The sequence below is a fragment of the Limosilactobacillus albertensis genome, assembly GCF_014145555.1.
Lineage (GTDB): Bacteria > Bacillota > Bacilli > Lactobacillales > Lactobacillaceae > Limosilactobacillus > Limosilactobacillus albertensis.
The window spans coordinates 30,339-54,229 of the sequence record NZ_JACIVD010000023.1 but is presented as its reverse complement, the minus strand read 5'-3'; the positions used below and the strand labels follow the sequence as shown (position 1 = coordinate 54,229).

Sequence of the window (23,891 nt, the reverse complement as noted above, 5' to 3'; positions counted from 1 at the left end):
CCTTCTTTACATGATTTTTGTGGTGAATTGATTGTACAACATAAGGGCAGCAGTTGTCCTTTTTGCGTACAAAAAAACTGGCATTGATTTTGTATCAATACCAGAAAGTGTATACCCAAAAATGGAGAATTGGTAAAGTTAGTTTTACCGATTCTCCATTTTTATTATTTATCAAATAAACTTAAGTATTCACCATAACCTGCTTCTTCCAATTTATTAACTGGGATAAATCGTAAAGCAGCGGAATTAATACAGTAGCGCAGACCGCCCCGATCAACTGGCCCATCCGTAAAAACATGACCTAAATGTGAGTCAGCTTCTTTGCTTCTTACTTCTGTTCGCTCCATTCCAAACGATTGATCACGTTTTTCTTTTAAGACGCGCTTCTTAATCGGCTTAGTAAATGCCGGCCACCCGCAACCAGCATCGTATTTATCCAACGATGAAAATAATGGTTCCCCGCTAACTACATCAACGTAAATTCCTGGTTCATCAAATTGATCATATTTACCACTATAAGGCTTTTCAATTGCCCCTGTCTGCGTCACGGCATATTGCATTGGTGTCAAGCGTTTCAATTCATCTGTCTTATCCATTTAATACCCTCCTCGTTTTCGTTATCTAATTAAATTATACGAAGATTCAGTGGATATCATAATTTCTTGCTCAGTCATTTAATCCTTTCCTAAGGGAGCATACTTTCATTTATCCAGCGCTCCTTTCCACCGATGTAATAATAACCATGAAATTAACTGCACAAAACCTGCACAAATCAATGTTAAGGCCATTGTTAAAACTGTTCCCCATAAAATGGGCACTACTTGTTGACCTTGTAAGCCTTCAAATAATAATTGCCCTAATCCGCCAGCATTAATGGTTGCCGCAATCGTTGCCATTGCCATAGTTGAGGCTAAGGCTACCTGAATTCCGCTAAAAATTGCCGGTAATGCTAATGGCAGCTGAATCTGGCGAAAAACCTGTTGCGGAGTCATTCCCATACCAATACCGACCTCAATCAGTTGCGGATCGACACCACGAATACCCGTAATAAAAGAGCGTAATAGGACATATTCAGAGTAGATCGTTAAAACAATGACCGCTGTTTTCATCCCTAATCCGGAAATTGGTAATAATAAGGCAAAAAACGCAAAACTCGGAATTGAATACAGAAGTGAAAAGAAATAGACTAAACTATCAAGCCATGTTTTTCGGCGTAGAAATACTAATATTATTACAACTGCAATAATCAATGCAATTACTAATGAAGAAAGAACCATTATGGCATGTTGCTGCACATCATCAAGCATCGTTGACCAATTTTCATTCCAATACTCAATCATATTGCTGCCTCCATAGCCGTTGATTTTGCCGCACCGTTCCTAAAAGCTGCTCAACAAATTCTGTTGCTGGGTGACGAACGATTTCCTCGGGAGTCGCAAACTGGGCAATTTGTCCTTCATGCATGATCATTACTCGTTGACCCAAAAATAGGGCTTCGTTAATATCGTGGGTCACAAACATAAACGTTTTATCCGCTAACGACTCGTGAATCCTTTTTACTTCTCGTTGCAGTTCTAGTCTAGTTAAGGCATCCAGTGCGCCAAACGGTTCATCAAACAGCACATAGGGCGGATTAGTTGCTAGTGCTCTTGCTACGCCCACCCGTTGTTGCTGTCCGCCTGATAGTTGCTGCGGATAACGGTCAAAATATTCATTAGGTGCCAACCGGACAAGTTTCAGCAATTCTTTAACCCGGTCATTAATTTGTTTCTTATCCCACTGAAGCATCTTAGGAACAACTGAGATATTTTGACCAATTGTCATATGCGGAAATAACCCAATTTGTTGAACGACGTAGCCCATATGCCGACGCAACTTTACAAGATCAAGCTCATTAATGTTTTGACCGTCAATCAATATTTCACCAGCATTCGGTTTTATTAAGCCATTAACCATTTTCAAAGTAGTGGTCTTTCCCGAACCAGATGAACCAAGGATTGTGATAAATTCACCCTTATCAACTGTAAAGCTGAGATCAGGAATTACGACTTTATCGTTAAAACATTTCTCAACGTGTTTAAATTGAATAATTGGTTCTGTCATGCATTTGTACCTTTCTGATTAAAAAATCGAAGCTAATCATTGCCAATAAGGATAAAATCGCAACACTTGCCGCACCAATCACAACGTAGCTCATGTCATATAATCCCAACCCCGTAAAGATTAATGTCCCTAATCCGCCAGCACCGATATAAGTTGCTAAAGTCGCGCTAGCAATAATCTCAACTAATGCTAATTTTATCCCGTTTAGAATATACGGTAATGCAAGCGGAACTTCAATCTGGTGCCGTAACTGTTGCCGATTCATTCCAAGGGCTGTCCCAACTTCCTTATAAAGCGGACTAACTTCATTGAACCCGAGGATTGTATTGATTAACAATGGCGGAAGCGCCAGGACAATCAACGCAATCAAGGCGGGGACAATCCCTGTTCCAATAAACGGAATCAGCAAGAATAACAACGCCAAGCTAGGAATAATTCGTAACACCTGTGCAAACATCACACAAAAACGGACGACAGGTTTAATCCGTGATCCGATATACCCTAATGGCAGAGCAATAGCCATCGAAATCACCAATGTTACAACGGTAAGGAAAATATGCTGACCAACATATTGCCAGTATTGTCCGCTATTCGTTTGGAAGTATTGAATAATCTGATCTAGCAATCTACCACTCCCTATTCATACCTATAATGAAGGAGCAAATACCTAGTTACGAACACTAGCTATCCGCCCCTCGTTAACCTTATTTTATATTTTGATTATACCAATTTTTAGCAACTGTCTTGTAATTTTGCCCGTTAACATTAACTTTCTTATTCAGATTTGTCAGTTGCTTAGTTGTTAATTTAGCATCTACTTTATTTAATGCCTGTTCCATTTTAGGGTGACTTTTAGCAGCTTTTTTATTTACTACCGGAACTAAATTATATGGCGGCCAAATATTATTATTATCTTTCAACAAGGTAAATTTACCAGTTGCTAGTTGCCCATCGGTAGTTGAAACAGGAGCTGCCTGCGCTTTTTCTTGCTCCATAATCTTGTAAAGCAAGTTGACATCATAGTCTTTGATTGACTTAAAATTAAATTTACCATAAACCTTATTCATTTCTGGTAATGCATCAGCCCGTTTTTCAAATTCTCCTTGGGAGGCAAAGTTAATCTTCTTCGCGTTTTTCTGTAATTCACTTAAATTGGTAATGTGGTATTTCTTCGCATCCTTAGTCGGCATCGCTATTCCTTGACGATTATCACCTGGCGCATATTTGAATGTTGTTAACCCATCTTTTTGAATTCCATCATGTGCTAATTTAGCCATCTGACTAGCACTCTTGCCGGTTCCCTTCTTTTTAAGATATGCCTCAACAATTGTGCCAGTATAATCAGGATAAACATCGACTTCACCCTTTTGAGTAGCATTAAAAATCACATTATTTGAAATATTTGGCTTACGGGTAACCTTATAACCCTCATGTTCTAAAGCAAGGGCATAGATTTCACTAACCGTTTTACTTTCTGAAACATTTTTTGAACCAACAATAATCGGTCCATTACTGGAAGCACTTGCTATTGACGGTATAGTAGTACCTGCCAATAAGCTCGCAAGACTTAGCAGTGAAAGAGCAATAACTTTTTTCATTTTCATTTGCTTTTCTCCTAACTTGTAACTAAAAAAGTTCCAATCGATAAATTAATACTATAACCGCTAAATATGATTGTCAAGGTAACAGCAATTTAATATCCTTGACATCATGTAACTAATTAAATTACAATCACTATTAAAGGACTGATAATATGAAAATTTCAACTCGCTTTAGTGACAGTATTCATATTCTTGCTTTTATCGATATTTATCACGGTCTTATCCCATTGACAAGCAGTAATATCGCTAGCAGTATTGAGACTTCGCCAGTCGTTGTTCGGCGGTTGATGAGCGCGTTACACAAAGCCGGATTAATTAATACTGTTCACGGTGCAGCAGATCCAGAGCTTGCAAAATCACCTAAAGATATCTCGCTTTATGATGTTTTTCTTGCGATTGAAGGAGATGCCCACCTCTTTACAATTGATGAACGGACTAATCCTCAATGTATTGTTGGCGGTAATATTCAAGAGGCACTTGAAGGATTCTACCAGCAAGCAGAAATAGCCGCTAAAGCTAAACTCGCAACTACCAGTTTGCAGGATGTAATCAACACGATTCGCGTCAAACAAGCAGAAAAAGAAAGAAGGAGCCACCAATGAAATATATGATTACCGGTGCAACAGGACACCTTGGTCAACACGTTGTTAAACAATTAAGTAAACTTACAGCCCCAGAAAACATTCGTATCGGTGTGCACAATCCGGCAAAAGCTGCTCAATTTAAGGACGCAGGATATGAAATTGCGGCAATCGACTACCACGATGTTGACACGATGACGGCAGCATTTACCGGAATCGATGTAGTTATTTATATTCCAAGCATTACTTACTTGGTTAAGGACCGGATTGACGAATTTGAAAACTCATTAACTGCGATGCTTAAGGCAGGTGTTCATAATCTTGTCGACGTTAGTTTCATCGCTGACCAGTACAACAACCCATTTCAGATGGCTGGTTACTACGCTTACTTGCCTGCACGGCTTGCCAGTTCCGGACTTAAGTATGCGGTTGTTAAAAATTCACTATACGCTGACCCGCTAATTCCTTATCTTCCTGAACTAATCGAGCGACACAACATTATTTACCCTGTCGGCGATCAAGCAATGAGTTTTATTTCCCGCCAAGACAGCGCTGAGGCGATTGCTAACGTTGCAGTCAAACCATACCTAAGAGATAAGGGACAAAACTATCTTCTTACTATGAGCCAAAATTACACGATGCCCGAGCTTAGTTATATTATGACTAACGTTACTGGAAAAGAAATCGGCTATTCACCGGTTACCGTCAAACAATTTGCTGAAATTTATGCTGCTGAAGGCGATGGCAATGAGCTTGCCTCGATGTATCAAGCTGCTGCCATGGGACTAATGGATAAAGTAACTAATGATTTTGCGCATATCACTGGACACGAGCCAATGGATATGGAAGAATTCCTAAATAAAAACTACTAACTTATTCGCGAAAGGGGACATTCAGATGTTTATTCCGCCTCTTGGTATCGGACAAATCCACGCAATGCATGAACTATTTAAGACTAATCCTCAAGTAGCCGCGCTTGTATTAATTTTAATTATGGCAATTGCAATTTATTTTCGGTACCACCGTTAAGTGATTAATTGCGGAAAAGCAAGTAAAAAGCTAAACTCCAAGGATCGGCAAAATGGTCGATTCTTGGAGTTTCTTCTATATTAACTTAAAAAACAATCAAGATTAAAGCAAAAAACGAGGCTTCATCTACACAGTTTGTGTAAACGAAGCCTCATTCTTTCTATATCAGCATCTTTAATTATCTAAAGAACTCATTTAATCTGAACTCTGATTAATCCCTCTTTTCCTTATCTTCTTTACGTTTCTTTTTACCAGCAGCTAATCCCATCAAACCGGCACTCAATCCAAGCGCACCCAGTTCAGCAGCGGTCTTACCAGACTCATTCCCGGTTTGTGGTAACCGTTTAGCTTCCTGCTTTTCTGCCGGCTGTGCCGTTTGTTCAGGAGCTACAGAATTTACCGCCTGTGATTGGCTTGCTTGACTAGTAGCTTGCGAAGCAGTTGACGTTGTTGCTGATTGAGCCGACGTACTCTCCGCTGTTTCTGCTTCAGAGCCGTTAGATGCTACCGGTGTTTCTGGCGTTGCCGTTGGTGTTTCACTTGAAGCCTCACTAGCAGGTGTCTCTGATTCGTAAACAACCGGCGTATCAACTGATGGATCTGTTGGCGTTATTGCTGTTTCAGTTGTGACATAACCTGGAACAGTTGGTACTGTTTCATTTGGCATAACCTTAGTTGGATCATTTGGATCTGTTGGGTATTGCGGATGATCAACACCCGGAATTGCTGTACCATTTTGGTCAACTGGAATAATATGACCATTTGGCGCATAGGTAACAGTTACTTCTACATTATCTTCAGATGCCTTTTGTGAAGGTACTTCTGCCGTATCAGCATGATAACCGTCAATAACCGGTGTTTGTACAGCATCATAATTACTGTGTGAAGGCGTCCATGGTGATTCACTGACAATATCTCCAGTAACCCCATCAACTGTGACATAACGACTCCAATTAATTGTTTGAACATTATCAGCAGGGTTATGGTTTCCAGCCCCAATATAATGAACAGTTAATGTTGTTTGCTTTTGCGAAACCACATCGCTATTACCATGAGGGTTAATAACCGTCCCATGCTTCAGGGTAATCGTGTAAGTATGTCCATCATTGCTCTCATTAAACTTATTACCTGCATTGTTAGTGAACTCGTCTGTTACTAATACATAGCCGCCATGAACAAGCTTATCGATTTCATTTTGCGTGGTGTAGGTAATCTTATTGCCATAGTCACCAGTTACCTTATCTGAGTGAACTGTTCTACCCGTATTTGTATCAACATAATTTACGGTAAACGTTCCTTCAGTAACAACCGGGTTATAGGTTACCGGCGTATCTGTGCCAGGATCTTCTGGCGTTACTGTTGATGTGCTTGGTGTGTAGCCTGGAACTGTTGGTACTGCTTCATCAGGGGTAATACCTGTTGGATCACTTGGATCAGTTGGATATTGCGGATGATCAGCCCCTGGAATTGGCTTACCACTTGGATCAACTGGCACAATATGCCCATTGGCCGTGTATTGAACCTCAACAGTTTGACTAACCATCGTTACCTTAGAACCATCAACCTGATCCTTGTTAGCATGGTAGCCATCAACAATCGGTGTTTGTACCGACTTATAGCTTTCCTTATCACTAGTCCAGTTAGTACTACTGATAATATTACCCGTAACATTATCAACCGTGATTGACCGTGTCCATGTTGCATTTTGAACATTATCGGCAGGCGTCTGATCACCAGCACCAATATAATGAACGGTCTTGGTTACATTCATACTGTAATCAACATCACCAGCCGTTACTTTAGGACCAGTTGGATCGTTTGGATTAAGCGGATCTCCCGATGTACCTGGGTGTTGTGGGTTAAATGTAGTAGTACCGTGCTCAAAGTGAACAGTGTAATTTTGAGTTGTACTATCATCGTCATCAAACTGTGCACCAGATGCTGGATAATCGTTACTTACTAGCTTGTAACCCTTATTAGTTAATTCCTCAATTTGGCCCGTTGTCCGATATTCACTAATCGTTCCAGCCTTTCCAGTCAACTGATCTCGGTGCAAGGTTTGTCCAGTTACATCATCGATATAGGTAACAACCATCTCTTGGTTATTTGCAGGAGCAGGAGTTACCTTGTCTGGCGTGTACGTTACCGGCGTGTCAACACTAGGGTCTGTTGGCGTTACCGTTGGCGTACTTGGTGTGTAGCCTGGAATTGTTGGAACCGGTTCGTTTGGCATAACCTTTGTCGGATCGCTTGGGTCTGTTGGATACTGCGGTGTTGGTACATTCGTGATAGGCTTGCCAGCTGGATCTGTTGGTACAATCCTACCATTTGGCGTGTACGTTACATCATCAGTCACACTTGGCGTATCTGGGGTAGCAGTCTTACCACCAGCAGTTGACTTGTCCGCATGATAGCCATCAACAATCGGTGTATCGACCTTTCCAAACTCATGAGATCCAGTCCAGCTAGAAATTGATGTAACCTTACCTGTCACCTTATCCACGGTTACTGTTCTAGTAAACGCACCCTTAACTGTATCAACGTGAGTAGTCGATGGACGTCCATCACTGTAATGGTAAGTAATCGTTTGGTTACCGTCCATTACAAGGTTGCTGTGGTCAACATCGGATGGATACTTTGGACCAGTTGGATCTGTTGGATTTACCGGTTCACCTGGTGTAACAGGAGTTGGATCGTTTGGCGTTATTGTCTGGTGACCATGCTTTAATACAACTTTGAAGATTTGACTTGTCTTAGCATCATTATCAAAGACCGCACCGGTTGGGAAGCCATCACTAACTAATTCGTAGCCCCGATTTTCAAGTGCTTGAATCGTGGCAGCAGTACTGTAATTAATCTGACTGCCTGCCTTGCCAGTTAGGTTAGCAGATTGTTCAATCACGCTATTACCATTATCTTGGTCGATATATTGAACAACCGCATTCTGATTTTCTTCAGTTGGCGTTACCGGAGTTACTGGTGTTGTCGGCGTGTATGTTACTGGTGTGTCAACACTAGGATCTGTTGGTGTTACCGTTGGCGTACTTGGTGTATAGCCTGGGATAGTAGGAACTGATTCATTTGGCGTTACTTTACTTGGATCGTTTGGATCAGTAGGGTATTGCGGTGTTGGCGCATTTGGAATTGGGTTACCAGTTGGGTCAACCGGAATAATCTTACCATTAGCCGCATAAGTTACCGTTACCGTGTAGTTACTATCACCATGGGTTAAGGTAACACTCTTAACATTATTGCCATCGCCATCACGACTAACACTTGTTACATGATAACCTGCAATAACTGGTGTTTCTTGACCATTAACAGTTTGGCTGCTACTCCATGTCAATGGTGTAATCCATTGACCCGTAACTTTATCGATCTCGCCTTCCGCAGTGAAGTGAACAGTTTGCTCAATTGGATTATGGAGAGCATTACCATTACTGTCAACATAAGCAATTGTCCGCATAACATCCGTAGTCACTACACCAGAATCTGATGGATACTTCGGACCGGTTGGATCGCTTGGATTTACCGGTTCGCCTGGCTTACCAGGTTGCGTTGGGTTAATCGGCTGGTGACCATGTTTCAATACAACAGTATAAGTTTGCGTCGTATTATTATCTGAATCATAGGTTGCGCCAGCAGTGAAGCCATCATGAACAAGTTCGTATCCTTGATTTTCAAGGTCGGTCAGTGTTTCAGCAGTACTATAGTCAATCTTTGAACCGGCTTTTCCGGTCAAGGTACCAGAACTGGCAACTAAGCTACCGCCATTATCACTATCAATGTAGTTAACCACCGCATGTTGTTCCTCAACAGTTGGTGTTGGCGTTACCGGAACATAGACAACCTTCGTATCATCAGTTGGCGTTGTTGGCGTTACTGTTGGCACTTGTGGCGTGTAACCAGGAATTGCCGGAACCGGTTCATTAGGTACAACCGCTTTTGGATTATGCGGATCATTTGAATAACTTGGCGTTGGCGCATTTGGAATTGGATTACCAGTTGGATCAACTGGAATGATTCGACCAACCTTGCGGTAAACAATCTCGTCATTTGCGGTTGGTTTATCTGGAGTTACCGTCATACCGCCAGCGCTTGCCTTAGTTGCGACATAGCCTGGAATAACCGGTGCATCAACAACTGTGAAGGCATGGCTTTCTTCATTCCATGAACCATGGTTAATAACGGTATTAGTTGTTGTATCAATCGTATCCGGAGCCTTTATAAACTGACTATTTTGTGTATTGGCTTCACGAAGAGCATTACCATTTTCATCAACAAAGTGAACAACCTGACTTGCAGGAATATTCTGTCCGTTATCAGCACTCTTAGTACCATCAAGAACATAAACAACCGTTACATCGTAATCAGTAGCATTATGGTCAAGCTGGACACCTGCAACCTTAGTTCCATCAGCATCACGGCTAATGTAACCGATATGCATTCCGCTAACTGGTTCTGGAGTTAATCCATCAACATGCTGAGCTGATGTCCATGTAATTTGACCGCCTGGTGTAATTGTTCCATTTTGATCAACTGTAACAAGCTGGCCGGTAACTTCATCAACCGTTCCTGTACCAGTAAAGGTAACTGTTTGGGTAACCGGATTATGAACCGGTGTACCGGTTTGGGCGTTGATAAAGTTAATTGTCCGCGTAACCGTCTTTTGCAAGTCAGTCTTGCTATAACCAGCACCTGGATGTTGTGGATCAACTGATGTCGTATTATGCGTCAGGTGAACCGTAAAGTGGTTTTGTCCGCCCTTGACAAAGGTGTAACCGTCAGCTGGGAAGTCATTACCAGCAACCGTGTAACCCTTTGATTCATAGTCACTAATCGACTGGGTGGTCGTGTAACCGCTAGCCTTGCCTTCAAGACCATTTAAGGTATCAGTCTTCAAAGTCTCACCAGTTACATCATCAATGTAAGCAACTGTAGCTTGTAAGTTCTGCCGGTAAACGACATTTGTTGGCTTTGTTGGATCTTCTGGGGTAACCGTTGAAACATCTGGAGTATATCCTGAAATCGTTGGGACAGATTCGTTTGGCGTTACCTTGGTTGGATCACTTGGGTCGTTTGGATAGCTTGGTGTTGGCGCATTTGGAATTGGGTTACCAGTTGGGTCAACCGGGATAATTTGACTAACTTTATGATAAATAATCTCGTCATTTGCGGTTGGACTATCTGGGGTTACCGTCTCGCCACCAGCACTTGCTTTAGTTGCAATATAACCCGGAATAACCGGTGCATCAACAACTGTAAAGGTATGGCTTTCTTCATTCCATTGCCCTGGTATTACTTCATGTGTTTGATCGTTAGTAATATCACCCGGCTTCGTGAACGTCATTGATTGAACATTATCATCACGAAGCTTATGGCCTTGTTCATCGACAAAGGTAATTGTCTGCGATGCAGGAACATTAGTTACCTTACCAATCGTTTGACCATTAGCAACATAACCAACGGTAACTGTATAACTATTAGCATCATGTCCTAAGGTGACAGCCTTGACGCTCTTCGTCCCGTTACCATCAGCGCTGATAAAGCCAACATGCATTCCATCGACGGGATCTGGTGTTATTCCATCAACACCCTGATCAGCAGACCATGTTATATGGCCAGCTCCGGTAATCTTACCATTTTCAACTGTAACGAGTTTACCTGTTACTTCATCAACCGTTCCCGTACCAGTAAAGGTAACTGTTTGGGTAACCGGGTTATGAACCGGTGTACCAGTTTGGGCGTTGATAAAGTTAATTGTCCGTGTAACCGTCTTTTGCAAGTCAGTCTTATTGTAGCCAGCACCTGGACGTTGTGGGTCAACCGGTGTCGTCTTATGCGTCAAGTGAACCGTAAAGTGGTTTTGTCCGCCCTTGACAAAGGTGTAACCGTCAGCTGGGAAGTCATTACCAGCAACCGTGTAACCCTTTGCTTCATAGTCATTAATCGATTGGGCGGTTGTGTAGTCACTAGCCTTGCCTTCAAGACCATTTAAGGTATCAGTCTTCAAAGTCTCGCCAGTTACATCATCAATGTAAGCAACTGTAGCCTGTAAGGTTTGCCGGTAAACGACATTCGTTGACTTCGTTGGGTCTTCTGGAGTAACCGTTGAAACATCTGGAGTATATCCTGAAATCGTTGGGACAGATTCGTTTGGCGTTACCTTGGTTGGGTCACTTGGGTCGTTTGGATAGCTCGGTGTTGGCGCATTTGGAATTGGGTTACCAGTTGGGTCAACCGGGATAATTTGTCCAACCTTGCTATAGGTGATCGTAATATCAACATTGCTATCAGTAGGACTAACTGTTGAACCACCAACAGCGCCATTCGCAACCGGAGTACTTATCTTCGTAACAACATATCCTGGAATTACCGGAACATCAACTGTTTCAAAGTGCTGACTGTTAATATTCCATTGTCCTGGTGTTACTTTATGAGTTTGCTCATTGGTCTTATCACCACTCTTTGTAAAGTGCAACGTCTGACCAATAGCTTGTCGAATGATATTACCATCTTCGTCAACAAAATGAACAGTTTGGGTAACATCTGAGTTTGTCGGCGTACCAATTGTATAATCATCGCCAACATAAGCAACGATTACAGTGTAGTCACTACTTGTATGACTAAGGGTCGTCTTAGCAACATTATTTCCATCAGCATCACGACTAATGTAGCCAATATGCATATCACTTACTGACGGTGTCTTAATTCCATCAACGCTTCGATCAGCAGACCACGTCAAATGACCTGCACCGGTAATTTGTCCATTCTTATCAACTGAAACAAGTTGACCAGTAACCTTATCAACATTACCACTAGCAGTAAAGTGGACAGTTTGTGATCGGCTTGGTTGTCCCGCAAGCGGCTCATTAGTATCAGCATTTACAAACTCTACCGTCCGTGTAACATCCTTTTGCAGGTCGGTCTTGTTGTAGCCAGCACCTGGGTGTTCTGGGTCAACTGGTGTCGTTGCGTGACGGAAACTAATTGTAAATGTTTGATTACTGTTGAAGTTATTATCAAACTTCGGTGCGCCATTCTTGTCATAACCATTATCAACAAGGACATAACCCTTATTCTTAAGCGCAGCAATTTCATCAGTCGAACTGTAGTTAATAGTCGTATTAGCATCACCGGTTAAGTTACCAGATGTAGCAATCACTGCATTGTTCCCATCAAGGTCAATATAGTTTACTGTTGCGTTTTGAACATTTGTGTAAACAACCTTCGTGTCCTTAGTTGGGTCAGACGGCGTTACTGTTTGAGTTGGCGTTACTGGTGTGTAATTTGGAACCGTTGGAATTGGTTCGTTCGATGTTACCTTGGCTGGATCACTTGGATCATTTGGATAACTTGGTGTTGGCGCATTTGGAATTGGATTGCCATGCTGGTCAACCGGAATAATCTTGCCAACCTTGCTATAGGTAACTGTAATGTCAACATCGCCATCAGCATGACTGACAGTTGAACCACCAACAGTACCATTATTAATTGGTGTTGTCGTCTTAGTAACTACATATCCAGGAACAACCGGTACATTGACCGTTTGATATTGGAAACTATCATCGCCCCAAGTTGAATTATGAACAGTCCCATCAGGATCTGTAACCTTTGGCGTCTGCGTAAACGTTGAGGTTTGCGTATTAGCTTTGTAACCAGGAAGTTCATTACCGTTTTCATCAACAAAATGAACTACCTGCTTATGGGTAATAGTTTGCCCTTCTTCAGTCTTCGTGCCATTTGGAGCATAGTAAACATTAATTACAATGTCGTTGGAATCATTAGTAATGTGCGTAGCGTTAATAGCACCTTTGTGGTCAGCATTTGCGTAATTACCAGGCGTTACATTTACAATGCTGTATCCTGTAACTGCTTGTGCTGGCACAGCTGCAAAGTCGTGCCCATCAGCATTCCACTGTAACTGACCTGCTCCGATAATATTACCGTTCTTATCAACATTGACAAGCTGACCGGTAACCTTATCAACATTACCGCTAGCAGTAAAGGTAAAGCTATCAGTTACCGCTGGGTGACCTGGCATTGGATTTCCTTGGCTATCAAGGTAATTAATTGTCCGTGTAACCGTCTTTTGTAAGTCAGTCTTGCTATAACCAGCACCTGGGTGATCTGGATCAATTGGCGTAGTGTCATGACCCATTACGATTGTAAAGTGCTGATCCTTCTTGGCATCTTGATCAAAGACATCACCATTATGGAAGTCAGATGAAACAAACTTGTATCCCTGCGCTTCCAATCCAGCAATTGCGGTATCGGTACCATCAAAGCTAATCGTCTTACCCTGTTCGCCACTAGTCGTGAAGCTAGTTGTGATTCCAGGTACAACAATTTGTTGCTTATTATTGTCGCGATCAACAATTGTCAATGTAGCCTTCTCAACTTGCGTGTAAACCACTGGTGTATCCTTTGTTGGGTCAGTCGGATCTACAGTTGGTTGCGTTGGAATATAGCCTGGGACAGTTGGAACCGGTTCATGCGGATTAACCTTTGTTGGATCGGTTGGATCGTTGGTATATGGCTGACTAGGTACATTTGGCAATGGGGTCTTACCGTCTGGACCAACTGGCACAATATTACCAACCTTATGGTAGACAATTTCATCTTCTACATTTGGATTATCAATAGAAGCTGTCTTACCACCAGCACTAACTTTTTCCGCAACATAGCCCGGAATTTGTGGTGCATCAACAGTTCCAAACTGGTGACTTTCATGATCCCAGCTACCAGCCTTGGTTGTTTTACCAGTTGCTAGGTCGACCGTGTCCGGTGTTCGTGTAGCAGTAAAGTTTTCAACAATTGGTGAACGAAGCTCGTGTCCTGGATTATCACCGTCAATAATTTTAACGGTTTGTGTCATTACCTTTGTCTGACCATTAACGGTTGTCGTTCCGCTTTGCACGTAGTTAACCGTTACATCATAGCTCGTGTCATTGTGCGTTAATGTGGTTGCACCAACATTACCATTACCAGCATCGTCACGGCTGACATAACTAACCCTCATTCCATCAACTTCTGGCGATTTAACAGCATTAAGATCACCGTTACCAGTCCATGTTAATTCACCATTACCGATGATATTGCCGTTAGCGTCAACAGTGACATATTGACCTGTGACATTATCAAGAACACCGCTAGCAGTAAAGGTTACCTGCTGTTGTTTAGGCTGGGCAACAGTTTTACCTGTAGCAGCATCAACGTAATTAATTGTCCGCGTTAACCTCTTAGTTAAGTTAGCTGGTGATACACTATCTGGATATTTTGGTCCAGTAGGGTCATTAGGATTAATTGGTTGACTTGGCGTATGCGGTGTCTGTGGACCAACCGGTGTAGTGGCATGACGTAGAACAACCTGGTAAACCTGATTATTATTTACGTCAGAGAATACCTGACCGCCTTGGTTAAAGCCATCAGCTACTAATTCATAGCCACGATCTGTATATCCTTTAATTGCCGCTGCAGTACTATAGGTAATCTTGTCGTTATAATTACCCTTTACCGAATCAGTATGTAAGATAGCATCATTATTGCTCTGATCAACATATTGAACCGTTATTGTTCCTTGGTCGTGAACATACTCAACCGGTGTATCAGTACCAGGGTTAGATGGGGTAACTGTTGGCGTTACTGGATGGTAACCAGGAATTGTTGGTACCTCTTCTTTTGGCTCAACACCCGTTGGATCATTAGGGTTGGTAGGGTATTGTGGTGTTGGCGCATTCGGAATCTTATTACCGTCATGATCTACCGGAATAATATGACCGTTGGGACTATATGTTACCGTATCAGCAACATTTTCGTTGCCAACTGTAGCTGTCTTACCACCAGCAACAGCCTTATCAGCATGATAACCATTAACAACTGGTGTATTAGCATTATTAAAGCTATGTGACCCCGTCCATGGTGTCGTTTCTGTAACCTTACCAGTAACCTTGTCAACTGTTACTGTCCGCGTAAAGGCATCCTTAGCAGTATCAACATGGGTTGTAGCAGGCTTTGAACCATCTGAGTATTGGTAGGTAATGGTCTGAGTAGCGTCCTTAACCAAATTACTCCGCTGAACATCAGTTGGATACTTTGGCCCATCAGGATCATTAGGATTAATTGGAGTACCAGGGTCTACCGGTGTTGGATCAGTTGGTGTAATTGTTTGCGTACCATGACGAAGAACAATATTAAAGGTCTGTGGCGTACCGTAATTATCGGTATAGGTTACCCCGCCTGTTGGATAATTATTGCTTACTAATACATATCCTTGGTTGGTATAACTATCAATTGTCGGTTGTGCTCGATAACTATCAGTTGAACCAGCTTTACCGCTTAAGTTCTTAGTCTGAAGAACCTTACCTTCTGTTGCATCAATGTAGTTGACAACAGCCTGTTGTTCCTTAACTTCCGGTGTAACGTTCTTAGTGTAGTTAACAATGTAAGTCCGATTCAAATTAGAATCGCTGGCTTTAATCGTATCGCCGCCAACTTGAGCTTTATCAGCCGTATAACCCTCAACTGCCGGACTCTTAACCGTATTATAGGTCTGATCAGGACTCCAACCGTGGTCCTCAATAATTGTCCCATTTACCTGGTCAATGACTAATTCATGGCTAAATGTTAAGTTTTGGGTTTGAGTTGCGGGAGCCGTAAAGTCCTTATCAGCGCTTTGATAGATAACCGTCTGAGTACCAGTCTTTTGTAAACTATCCTTAGTGTAATTATGCTTTGGATCAGGGTTGTTAGGATTTACCGTTTCGTGCTTGTGTTGCAAAGTAATGGTAAAGACTTGTGATTGGTCAAAGTTATCGTCAAAGTTAGGAGCTGTCCCATTAGGATCAAACTTATTGCCGCCCTCGACTAATTCATAACCCTGACTAGCAAGCTGGTTCAATTCATCAGCACTGCTGTAGTTAATTTGCGAGCCGGATGCCCCGGTTAAATTACCAGAAGTCGTAATTACAGCATTGTTGTTATCCTGGTCAATGTAGTTAACAACTGCCGTTTGCGTGTTAGTGTAAACAACCGTTGTATCACCTGTTGGATTGGCAGTTGGATTCTTAACCGAACCATCAGGATTAATTGTTGGTTGGTCAGGGACAACGCGGTATCCAGGAATAGTTGGTGCTGTTGTATTTGGTGTAATCTTCGTAGGATCAGTTGGATCATTGCCATATTGCGGTTGGGTAGCACCTGGAATTGGCTTACCAGACTGGTCAACCGGAATAACATGACCATTTGGCCGGTAGTTAACTGTTTCGGTTAAGTTATCCATCGTTACCGTCTTGGCAGGTACATTTGCCTTATCTGCTGTGTAACCATCAACTACAGGTGTATTAATTTCACTATAGTTAGCTTTATCTGCTTCCCATGGCGTTGCAGATTTAACTTGGTTAGTGACGGTATCAACGGTCAATGTCCGATTCCATTCAGCATTTTGCGTATTCTTTGCTGGCGTCTTCTTGCCGGCACCTTGGTAGTTAACCGTTGAAGTTACTTTCCGAGTGTAGTCATCGGTATTAATACCGGTCCGTGGGTGATCCTTATTAACATCAGTCGTACCATGAACAAAGTGAACCTCAAAGGATTGAGTAGTGTTGTTATCATTATCAAATGTTACCCCATCTGCAGGATACGTATCACTACCTGTAACTAGGACGTAACCCTTGTTGACGTAATTATCAATTGTTGGTTGTGTCCGATAATCACTAGTCGTACCAGCCTTGCCACTTAAGTTTTGTGCGCTAAGAGTTGTGCCGGTAGTGTCATCAATATAGGTGACGACCGCTTGCTGATCAACATCAGGTGCAACTGGTGAATAGGTAACAGTGTAATAGGTATTAATGTTACCGGCCCCGGTTTGTGGATCGACGGAAACCGGTGAACCACCTGCTGTTACTTCGCTCGCCTTATAGCCAGAAACGCTTGGTGTAGGTACGCTACTGTAATTATTACCAGCAATCTTCCAACCATCATCATGGAGAACCCGACCAGTAACTGAATCAATCGTTAACGTATGGTTGAATGTTACGTGCTGGGTATTATCCTTTGGTGTATTTTCTCCCGCACCAACATAATGCACTGTTTGAGTTCCAGTCCTAGTGAGGTCTTCCGTCTTAAAGCCATGTTGCGGATCAGGATCTTTTGGTGTAACCGTCTTTGACCCGTGCTTTAAGGTCACAGTGTAGATTTGGGTAGCATTAAAGTCTTCATCATAATTTGGCGCAGTTCCCACTGGATCAAAGCCATTAGTTTCAAGAACATAACCTTGCTTTCCAAGAGAAGCCAAAGTCTCTGCAGTACTGTAATTGATCTTTGAGTCAGAAGCACCGCTCAATACTCCTGATGTTGCAACTTGGCGATTGCCCTCATCGGCATCAACATAGTTTACAATCGCATTTTGGGTATTGTCATATACTACTGGCGTATCCTGAGTTGGATCTGTTGGCGTAACAGTATTTACTGATGGACGGTAACCAGGAATAGACGGTACAGATTCACCAGGTGTAACCTTCGTTGGATCTGTTGGATCATTAACGTATGGCTTGTTTGGTTCTGGCTTACCTGTCGTTGGGTTCGTAATTGGGTTACCATTCTTATCTTGTGGCACAATATTACCAATCTTGTGGTAGGTTACTGTTACTTCACGGTTAGGGTTCTTTTGCGTAACGTCTAATCCGGCAACGCTCTTGACTTCTGCAACGTAACCATCAACGACTGGGACATTAACACTATTATAGGAATGAAGTTGGTCGTTCCAACCGGTGCCATGAGTAACGGTATCACCAGACTTGTCATAAACTGTGTCGCCATCATAGGTAAAGGTAAAGTTATTTTGCACATTATCAGCATGAACCGTCTTGCCTTGGTCATCAACAAAGTGAACTGTCATGCTGGTTGGAATTGCATCTTTGTTTACTTTATGGGTGCCATCAGCGGCATAATGGATCGTAATTACTGAGTTAGCGCTATCATGGTTAACGGTCTTAGCACTAACAGCCCCATCTTTAGCAACTGAATCAGTGGTATCAGCATCAACATGATCGACATGCATATTCCGAACCGATTGAGCAGGTACTTTCCCGAGGCTTTGATCTCCACTCCAAGTTAGTTGACCAGCACCGGTGATATTGCCATTCTTATCAACAGATACCAGGTTGCCTGTTACCTCATCAATTGTCCCGTTAGCAGTAAAGTGGGCAGTTTGGTTTACAACAGGGGCAACTGGAGCACCATTAGCATCAACATAGTTTACTGTCCGGGTAACATCTTTTTGTAAGTCGGTGTTTCGAAGACCATCCTTATTACCAGGATTATCCGGTGTTACTGGGCGAGTTGCATGAACAACATGAACTTCATAGTTTCCACCATTAGTTGGCATCAAGCCTTTAAGGTTAGCATCAGCAAAGCTATCACTAACAATCTTATAGTGTTGGCCTTCAAGAGCCTGCTTAGTAATTGTCGTTGAGTAATTAAGCTGTGTACCTGGCTTACCCGTAATTGTTGCGTCATAACCGCTTAAGTTTTGCTTACCAACTGTCGAATCATCAATGTAATGAATCGTAACAGTTTGGTCTTGAACCGGAACAGGTGAGTAAACAACATACTCCGTAACCGGTTCTGCACCGTATTGAGCATTGGCACTAGCAACGCTTGAACGGTTGACTGTATAGTTAGTAACACTTGGACTATCTACTGCTGCAAAATTACCATCTGCTTGCCAGTCAAGGTCAGCTTCATTCATCTTCGCACCGGCAACCGTCTTGCCATTAACTGTCTTTGTTGATACAAGATCACCAGTTACGGCGTCAATATCTCCCGTTGCAGTAAAGTTTACAGTTTGATCTTTGTTAGTAATACTTGGATCAACTGTAGACATCATTGCTAAATCGGCTGGGTTGTAATTAGCGGCATTATTGCTATTTACTTTATAAACAATGTGCCGAACTGCCAAACCAGTATAGTTTTTAGCAGTTACCCCATGTTGGAAATGAACAACAAACTTTTGTGTGGTGTCACCGTCATTATCAAAGTTACCAAAGTTAGCAGCGTCATAATTAGTATTTGAAAGAACATCATCATTATCGCCTGTAACAGTGGTTAATACGTAGCCCTGCTTGGTTAGGTCATTTACGACATTATTAGCATTATTAAAGCTAATTTCGGTTCCGGCATCCCCGCTAGCAGTAATCCCAGTGTGAATCTCGTTACCAGTTGTATCGTCAACAAAGGTTAATTGAGCAGCTTGTTCCGCATCCTTTACTAAGTTAACAACAACCTCAATATCACTGTCGCCTGCTTTAACACTATCAGCGATAACATTGCCATGACCATCGCTTTGTGCTTCTGGAGTAACACTTGCAACATGGTAATTAACAGGAACATTGGTATTTACAGCGCCCAAGGTTACTTGATTGCCATCACCAGTCGTTGTTACCCCATTATTATCATAACTGTAAGTCCAAGTAAGTTGCCCAGTCGTTGGATATCCTTGACTGTCCTTGACAATATCACCATTACTATCAAGATTTACTAGCTTACCAGTTACTTCATCAATGGTTCCTTCACCATCAAATGTAACCTTCTGGGTAACTGAAGGCATACTGATCCCGTCACCAGTATAATTAATTGTTCGGGTAACCGTCTTTTGAAGATCAGTTGCCTTATAGCCGTTATCTGGTTCTGGATTGTTATGGTCGATATGCTTAGTAGCATGACGGAAGTGAACAGTAAAGGTTTGGTTTGTAGCGGTATCGTTATCGTAGTTTGGCAGAGTAAAGTTACTAAAGCTGTTACCCTGACCTGTGACGCCTGTTCCTGTAACTCCACTAAAGACATAGTTTTGTCCGGTTATATCATTAATTATACTTTGAGCATCCTTAGCGGTATTCTTTGTATCACTAAAGCTAATTGCTGTGTCAGCCTTACCGTCAGCAGTAAGGTCATCGTGCAAGTTGTTGCTTGGATTATCGTCGTCAACAAACTTTAGAGTAGCAGCTTGCTTATCTTGTTTAACGTAATCAACGTAAACAGGTTCTGCAGTCACTGTTCCTTTATCTTTAGCAATAGAATTAATATCATTAAGGTAATCGCTAACTGTTACATTCTTGCCATTTTTCTGTACATTTGTGTATATGCCTTTATCAGAAACAGTAACAACATTTTGCTTTAAGACATCCGCACCAGCAACTTCTGATGTAGAAGTAGTATATTCATCAGTACCGATTTTAGCTGTTGGTGTCTTGAAGCCCGCAAATTTTGCGTTTTCTTTTGTGGCTGGAACCCATGTCAACGAACCTTTTACCAGTGATCCATCAGCGTTCGTTTTAGCTATATAACTAGTAGCAACGGTCTTACCATTAATTAATTTTGGCACAAGTTTATTATTTTGTAGCTCAGCAATTACCGGATTATTATTTTTATCGACTGTTACCAAGTTACCATTAGCATCTACCGGCATTCCCTGACCATTAGTCTCAACTTCTACTAATTCACCTGTTGCTACATCAACAAAACCGGTCCCGATATATTGAGTCGATTGCTTATTAATAACCGTACTTCCATCGGGCATTGTTAAGTCATTTGCCGAAATCGGTTGTTCTTGACCTGCTGCGTCTTTATATTGATAGATTACATCTCGCGTAATATTCTGTGTTAATGTTTCCTTTGTGTAATTAGAATCAGGAAGCGGATGATCAGGGTTAATAGGACGAATTGCGGCATCTTGTGACATAATAACTAATCGTTGTGAGTAAGTGGAGTAGAATCCATTCTTCATATCAGCAAAATCCGCACCGTTATTTGACTTATTAGAAGTAGCGCCATCTTTAAAAGTGACCATCGCTTGAGCATATGAGCCAGCTCCACCATATTGATATAATGGAACGCTAAAGCTTTGGACATTACTCCAGGTTTGGTTAGCAGACTTAGTGAACGCTGCAATATTTTCATCAACAGTCTTATTTGGATCATACTGAACCGCGCTTAATAACTGCCCATTCCTATCTGTTGCTTGTTTACCGACTGCTGAAACATTAGCAACAGGTTTAGCACCGTTACCAGTTGCATCATTCCATTTGAAGACGACGTAATTCCCGTTACCAGCTAAACGGTAATTATCATTGAGCTCTTGCATTGCTGCTTTGTCGCCGCCACGAGCTTTACTTACTAAGCTGGCTTCAGCACTACCACCATCAAAGAACAGTAAATTACCATTACCGGCCATTCCACCGCCACCGGTAAATCCACTGTTATAAACATCCTTTTCAAGGTTGACATACTTAACCTTACCAAAGTCGAACTTAATCGATTGTGAACTTGGGTGCGGGATAGAGATTAATTCCTCATCACCTTGATAGGCATCACTTTGGACATCAAGAGTCGAGCCATCACCAACATAGATATATGGATTACTTGTCGATTCGACAGAGTTAATCTGAATATTATCGTTATAGTTGTGGTTACTCCGGTTAATTAAGCGAACTTTAAGGGTTGCACCGTTTTGAACATAGATCTTACCATCTTCACCAAGGGCAAAGTAGTTATTTTCACTATAATAACCACTATTGTTCTTGCCATCAGACAGCATATTAAGGGTTGCACCTTCATCGACATACATCTTACTGTAGTCAGCAAGATCCATTCCGTTACCGTTACCATAATTTGCAACGGTAATCGTACTATATTGTCCACTATGGAACGTTGACCGGACTCCAAGAACAAAGCCGTCACGACCACTCATATTAACGATTGTACCATCGCCAAAACTAACAGTATTTTGAATTTGCGGATGGCTTGATTCAAATGATTGATGTCCAACATCCCCGCGGCCAACATAATTTGCATTACTATAAGCATCATTATTAACATGGTATGCGCCTAGCGAAATATCGCGACCAAAACCGGCTTTGATTGTAATAGAGGCGTTCTTACCACTTGCAACCGTTCCGTTATTATTAACCCGGATACCAGTATTGTGAATTGCAATTCCAGCCTTAGATTCTCCTGCCTTAATCTGTTCTGCCGTATAGTCACCATGGTTTAGGTTGATATTTAATGTAGCATTATCGCCAACTAATAAGTGTCCATTATTGGTTACTGTTCCAGCATCATTAGAAGAAGTTCTAATAAGTCCATCAGCTAAGACAATCCCGTCACCATCAACAGAGCGAGTAATAGTTAAGGTTGCGCCTTTATTAATTGTCAAATTAGAAGCATTAATGTTTGCGGTTGCCCGTAAATTAACATTAATAGCTGCATTATTTGCTGTTGTTACCGCGTTAGTTACCGCATCTTGATAACTTGCATTTTTGGTGTACTGATCACCATATCCATGAGTATCGCCACCATTATCATAAAGGCCTTGTTGAGCTGCTAACGCTGGAGTAGTAGTGCTTACGTCAGATGATACATTACCATTAATGTATACATCCGTATCGCCACCACCGTTATAAAGGGCAGAACCTGTCGCTTTAACATTATTAAATGTTACAGTGTTCTTATTACCGGTTTGCCATAAGTCTAATGCGCCAATTTGGCTATCCGCACCGTTAATTTGGGTGCCATCAAAGGTAATATTCCATGATGAATTACCGCCTAATTTAATCGCACTCCGATACTTGTCAAGGTTAAGCGTACCACCCTTAATTGTTACCGTGTGTCCATTAGTAGCTATTGGATCGCTATTATTCTCTGACCAAGCAATACTCTCGGCATTAGCATTGACATCACTAAGTCGCCACCTATTGCTTTGGGAACTATTCCAATTTTTAGTTAAATTACCCGTATAGTTATTAGGGAATCTTGGTGCACCTAATGTATCACCGACATCAATTTGCCCGTCAATGTTAATTTGAGTAATACTGCTATCTTGCAAAGCACTCTTAAATTGGTTCCAATCAGTAACCGTTTCAGTATTGCCTTGAACCGTACCCTGATCTGTATTCGTATTATTACCTAGCAGGTCGCTCAAACTAAACAGACTAGTCCCATACAAACTAGCTGCATTGGCACCCGCATTATTAGCGTCGTTACCTGTGTTTTGGACGTTAGCACTGTTTTCGCTTTGTGCTTGTGCCGCCATTGTCTGAAGACTGTTAGCTACATTGCTGTAATTAACATTATTAGCATTCAATGCTTGCGACTGATCCTGTCCGGCTGCTGCTTTAACGTCAAAGGTTGCTGCTTCGCTTTGTTGAATGGCTTTGCTAGTGCTTTGATTAACCGCCTGCTGATACTGGTCAGCAACATCGGTCTTAACATCCCCCGCCGGATTAACCACAGCCGCTTGTGCATTTGTATTAGCGCTTGTAGCTGTTTTTAGTGTTTCACTATTCGCACTATTTAATACTAAATTATGATCTGTTTGTTCCGCAGACTCGTCATTATTATCCGTAGTCGAAGCTGCATTATCTGTATTAGCAGATGCTGTTGTGCCAGCAAATGCTACACCCAAAAGAACAGACGTTACCCCAACGGTCAGTTTCTTGATCGTAAAACGCTGCTTCTTTGAAGTATACATATCGTCATGCAGACTTCGGTTATCTTTTGATACCATATTTAATTTTACCCC

The 23,891-nt window shown here is 41.9% G+C and carries 9 protein-coding genes; 3 read left to right on the top strand and 6 right to left on the bottom strand.

What is annotated here, in order from left to right:
• Positions 1-164: 164 nt before the first annotated feature.
• The 5 genes from msrB to H5S41_RS00410 all read right to left on the bottom strand — a co-directional run bounded on the left by msrB (position 165) and on the right by H5S41_RS00410 (position 3,707).
• Positions 165-596, bottom strand: a complete 432-nt coding sequence (gene msrB, locus H5S41_RS00430; protein WP_182601553.1) for a peptide-methionine (R)-S-oxide reductase MsrB — start codon at positions 594-596, stop codon at positions 165-167.
• A gap of 105 nt (positions 597-701) precedes the next feature.
• Positions 702-1,340 carry an ABC transporter permease gene (locus H5S41_RS00425; protein ID WP_182601545.1) on the bottom strand — a complete coding sequence of 213 codons (639 nt, stop codon included), beginning with the start codon at positions 1,338-1,340 and terminating at the stop codon, positions 702-704.
• Positions 1,333-2,103, bottom strand: a complete 771-nt coding sequence (locus H5S41_RS00420) for an ABC transporter ATP-binding protein (RefSeq protein ID WP_182601543.1) — start codon at positions 2,101-2,103, stop codon at positions 1,333-1,335. Before H5S41_RS00420 ends, H5S41_RS00425 begins: the two co-directional genes overlap by 8 nt.
• Positions 2,078-2,743, bottom strand: coding sequence for an ABC transporter permease (locus tag H5S41_RS00415; RefSeq protein WP_182601555.1), 666 nt, complete (start codon positions 2,741-2,743; stop codon positions 2,078-2,080). Before H5S41_RS00415 ends, H5S41_RS00420 begins: the two co-directional genes overlap by 26 nt.
• 64 nt (positions 2,744-2,807) lie before the next feature.
• Positions 2,808-3,707, bottom strand: coding sequence for a glycine betaine ABC transporter substrate-binding protein (locus H5S41_RS00410; RefSeq protein ID WP_182601541.1), 900 nt, complete (start codon positions 3,705-3,707; stop codon positions 2,808-2,810).
• A 149-nt stretch (positions 3,708-3,856) separates the two neighbouring features.
• Here H5S41_RS00410 and H5S41_RS00405 point away from each other — a divergent pair, with 149 nt between their 5' ends.
• The 3 genes from H5S41_RS00405 to H5S41_RS11835 are packed head-to-tail and all read left to right on the top strand — an operon-like array spanning position 3,857 to position 5,314.
• Positions 3,857-4,306: an Rrf2 family transcriptional regulator gene (locus tag H5S41_RS00405; protein ID WP_182601539.1), complete on the top strand. Its 450-nt coding sequence runs from the start codon at positions 3,857-3,859 to the stop codon at positions 4,304-4,306.
• Positions 4,303-5,157, top strand: coding sequence for an SDR family oxidoreductase (locus H5S41_RS00400; protein WP_182601537.1), 855 nt, complete (start codon positions 4,303-4,305; stop codon positions 5,155-5,157). Before H5S41_RS00405 ends, H5S41_RS00400 begins: the two co-directional genes overlap by 4 nt.
• 25 nt (positions 5,158-5,182) lie before the next feature.
• The gene (locus H5S41_RS11835; RefSeq protein WP_259395007.1) at positions 5,183-5,314 is read left to right on the top strand and encodes a hypothetical protein; all 132 of its coding nucleotides are present in this window, start codon (positions 5,183-5,185) and stop codon (positions 5,312-5,314) included.
• A gap of 211 nt (positions 5,315-5,525) precedes the next feature.
• On the opposite strand, the gene H5S41_RS00395 is transcribed toward H5S41_RS11835, so the two are convergent.
• Positions 5,526-23,876 (bottom strand): mucin-binding protein, encoded by an 18,351-nt coding sequence (locus H5S41_RS00395; RefSeq protein ID WP_182601535.1) that lies wholly within the window; start codon positions 23,874-23,876, stop codon positions 5,526-5,528.
• Positions 23,877-23,891: the final 15 nt, after the last annotated feature.

Coding starts and splice junctions, on each gene's coding strand:
- H5S41_RS11835 (WP_259395007.1), top strand. CDS start 5,183: ATGTTTATTCCGCCTCTTGGTATCGGACAAATCCACGCAATGCATGAA.
- H5S41_RS00405 (WP_182601539.1), top strand. CDS start 3,857: ATGAAAATTTCAACTCGCTTTAGTGACAGTATTCATATTCTTGCTTTT.
- H5S41_RS00425 (WP_182601545.1), bottom strand. CDS start 1,340: ATGATTGAGTATTGGAATGAAAATTGGTCAACGATGCTTGATGATGTG.
- H5S41_RS00420 (WP_182601543.1), bottom strand. CDS start 2,103: ATGACAGAACCAATTATTCAATTTAAACACGTTGAGAAATGTTTTAAC.
- H5S41_RS00410 (WP_182601541.1), bottom strand. CDS start 3,707: ATGAAAATGAAAAAAGTTATTGCTCTTTCACTGCTAAGTCTTGCGAGC.
- H5S41_RS00400 (WP_182601537.1), top strand. CDS start 4,303: ATGAAATATATGATTACCGGTGCAACAGGACACCTTGGTCAACACGTT.
- msrB (WP_182601553.1), bottom strand. CDS start 596: ATGGATAAGACAGATGAATTGAAACGCTTGACACCAATGCAATATGCC.
- H5S41_RS00395 (WP_182601535.1), bottom strand. CDS start 23,876: ATGGTATCAAAAGATAACCGAAGTCTGCATGACGATATGTATACTTCA.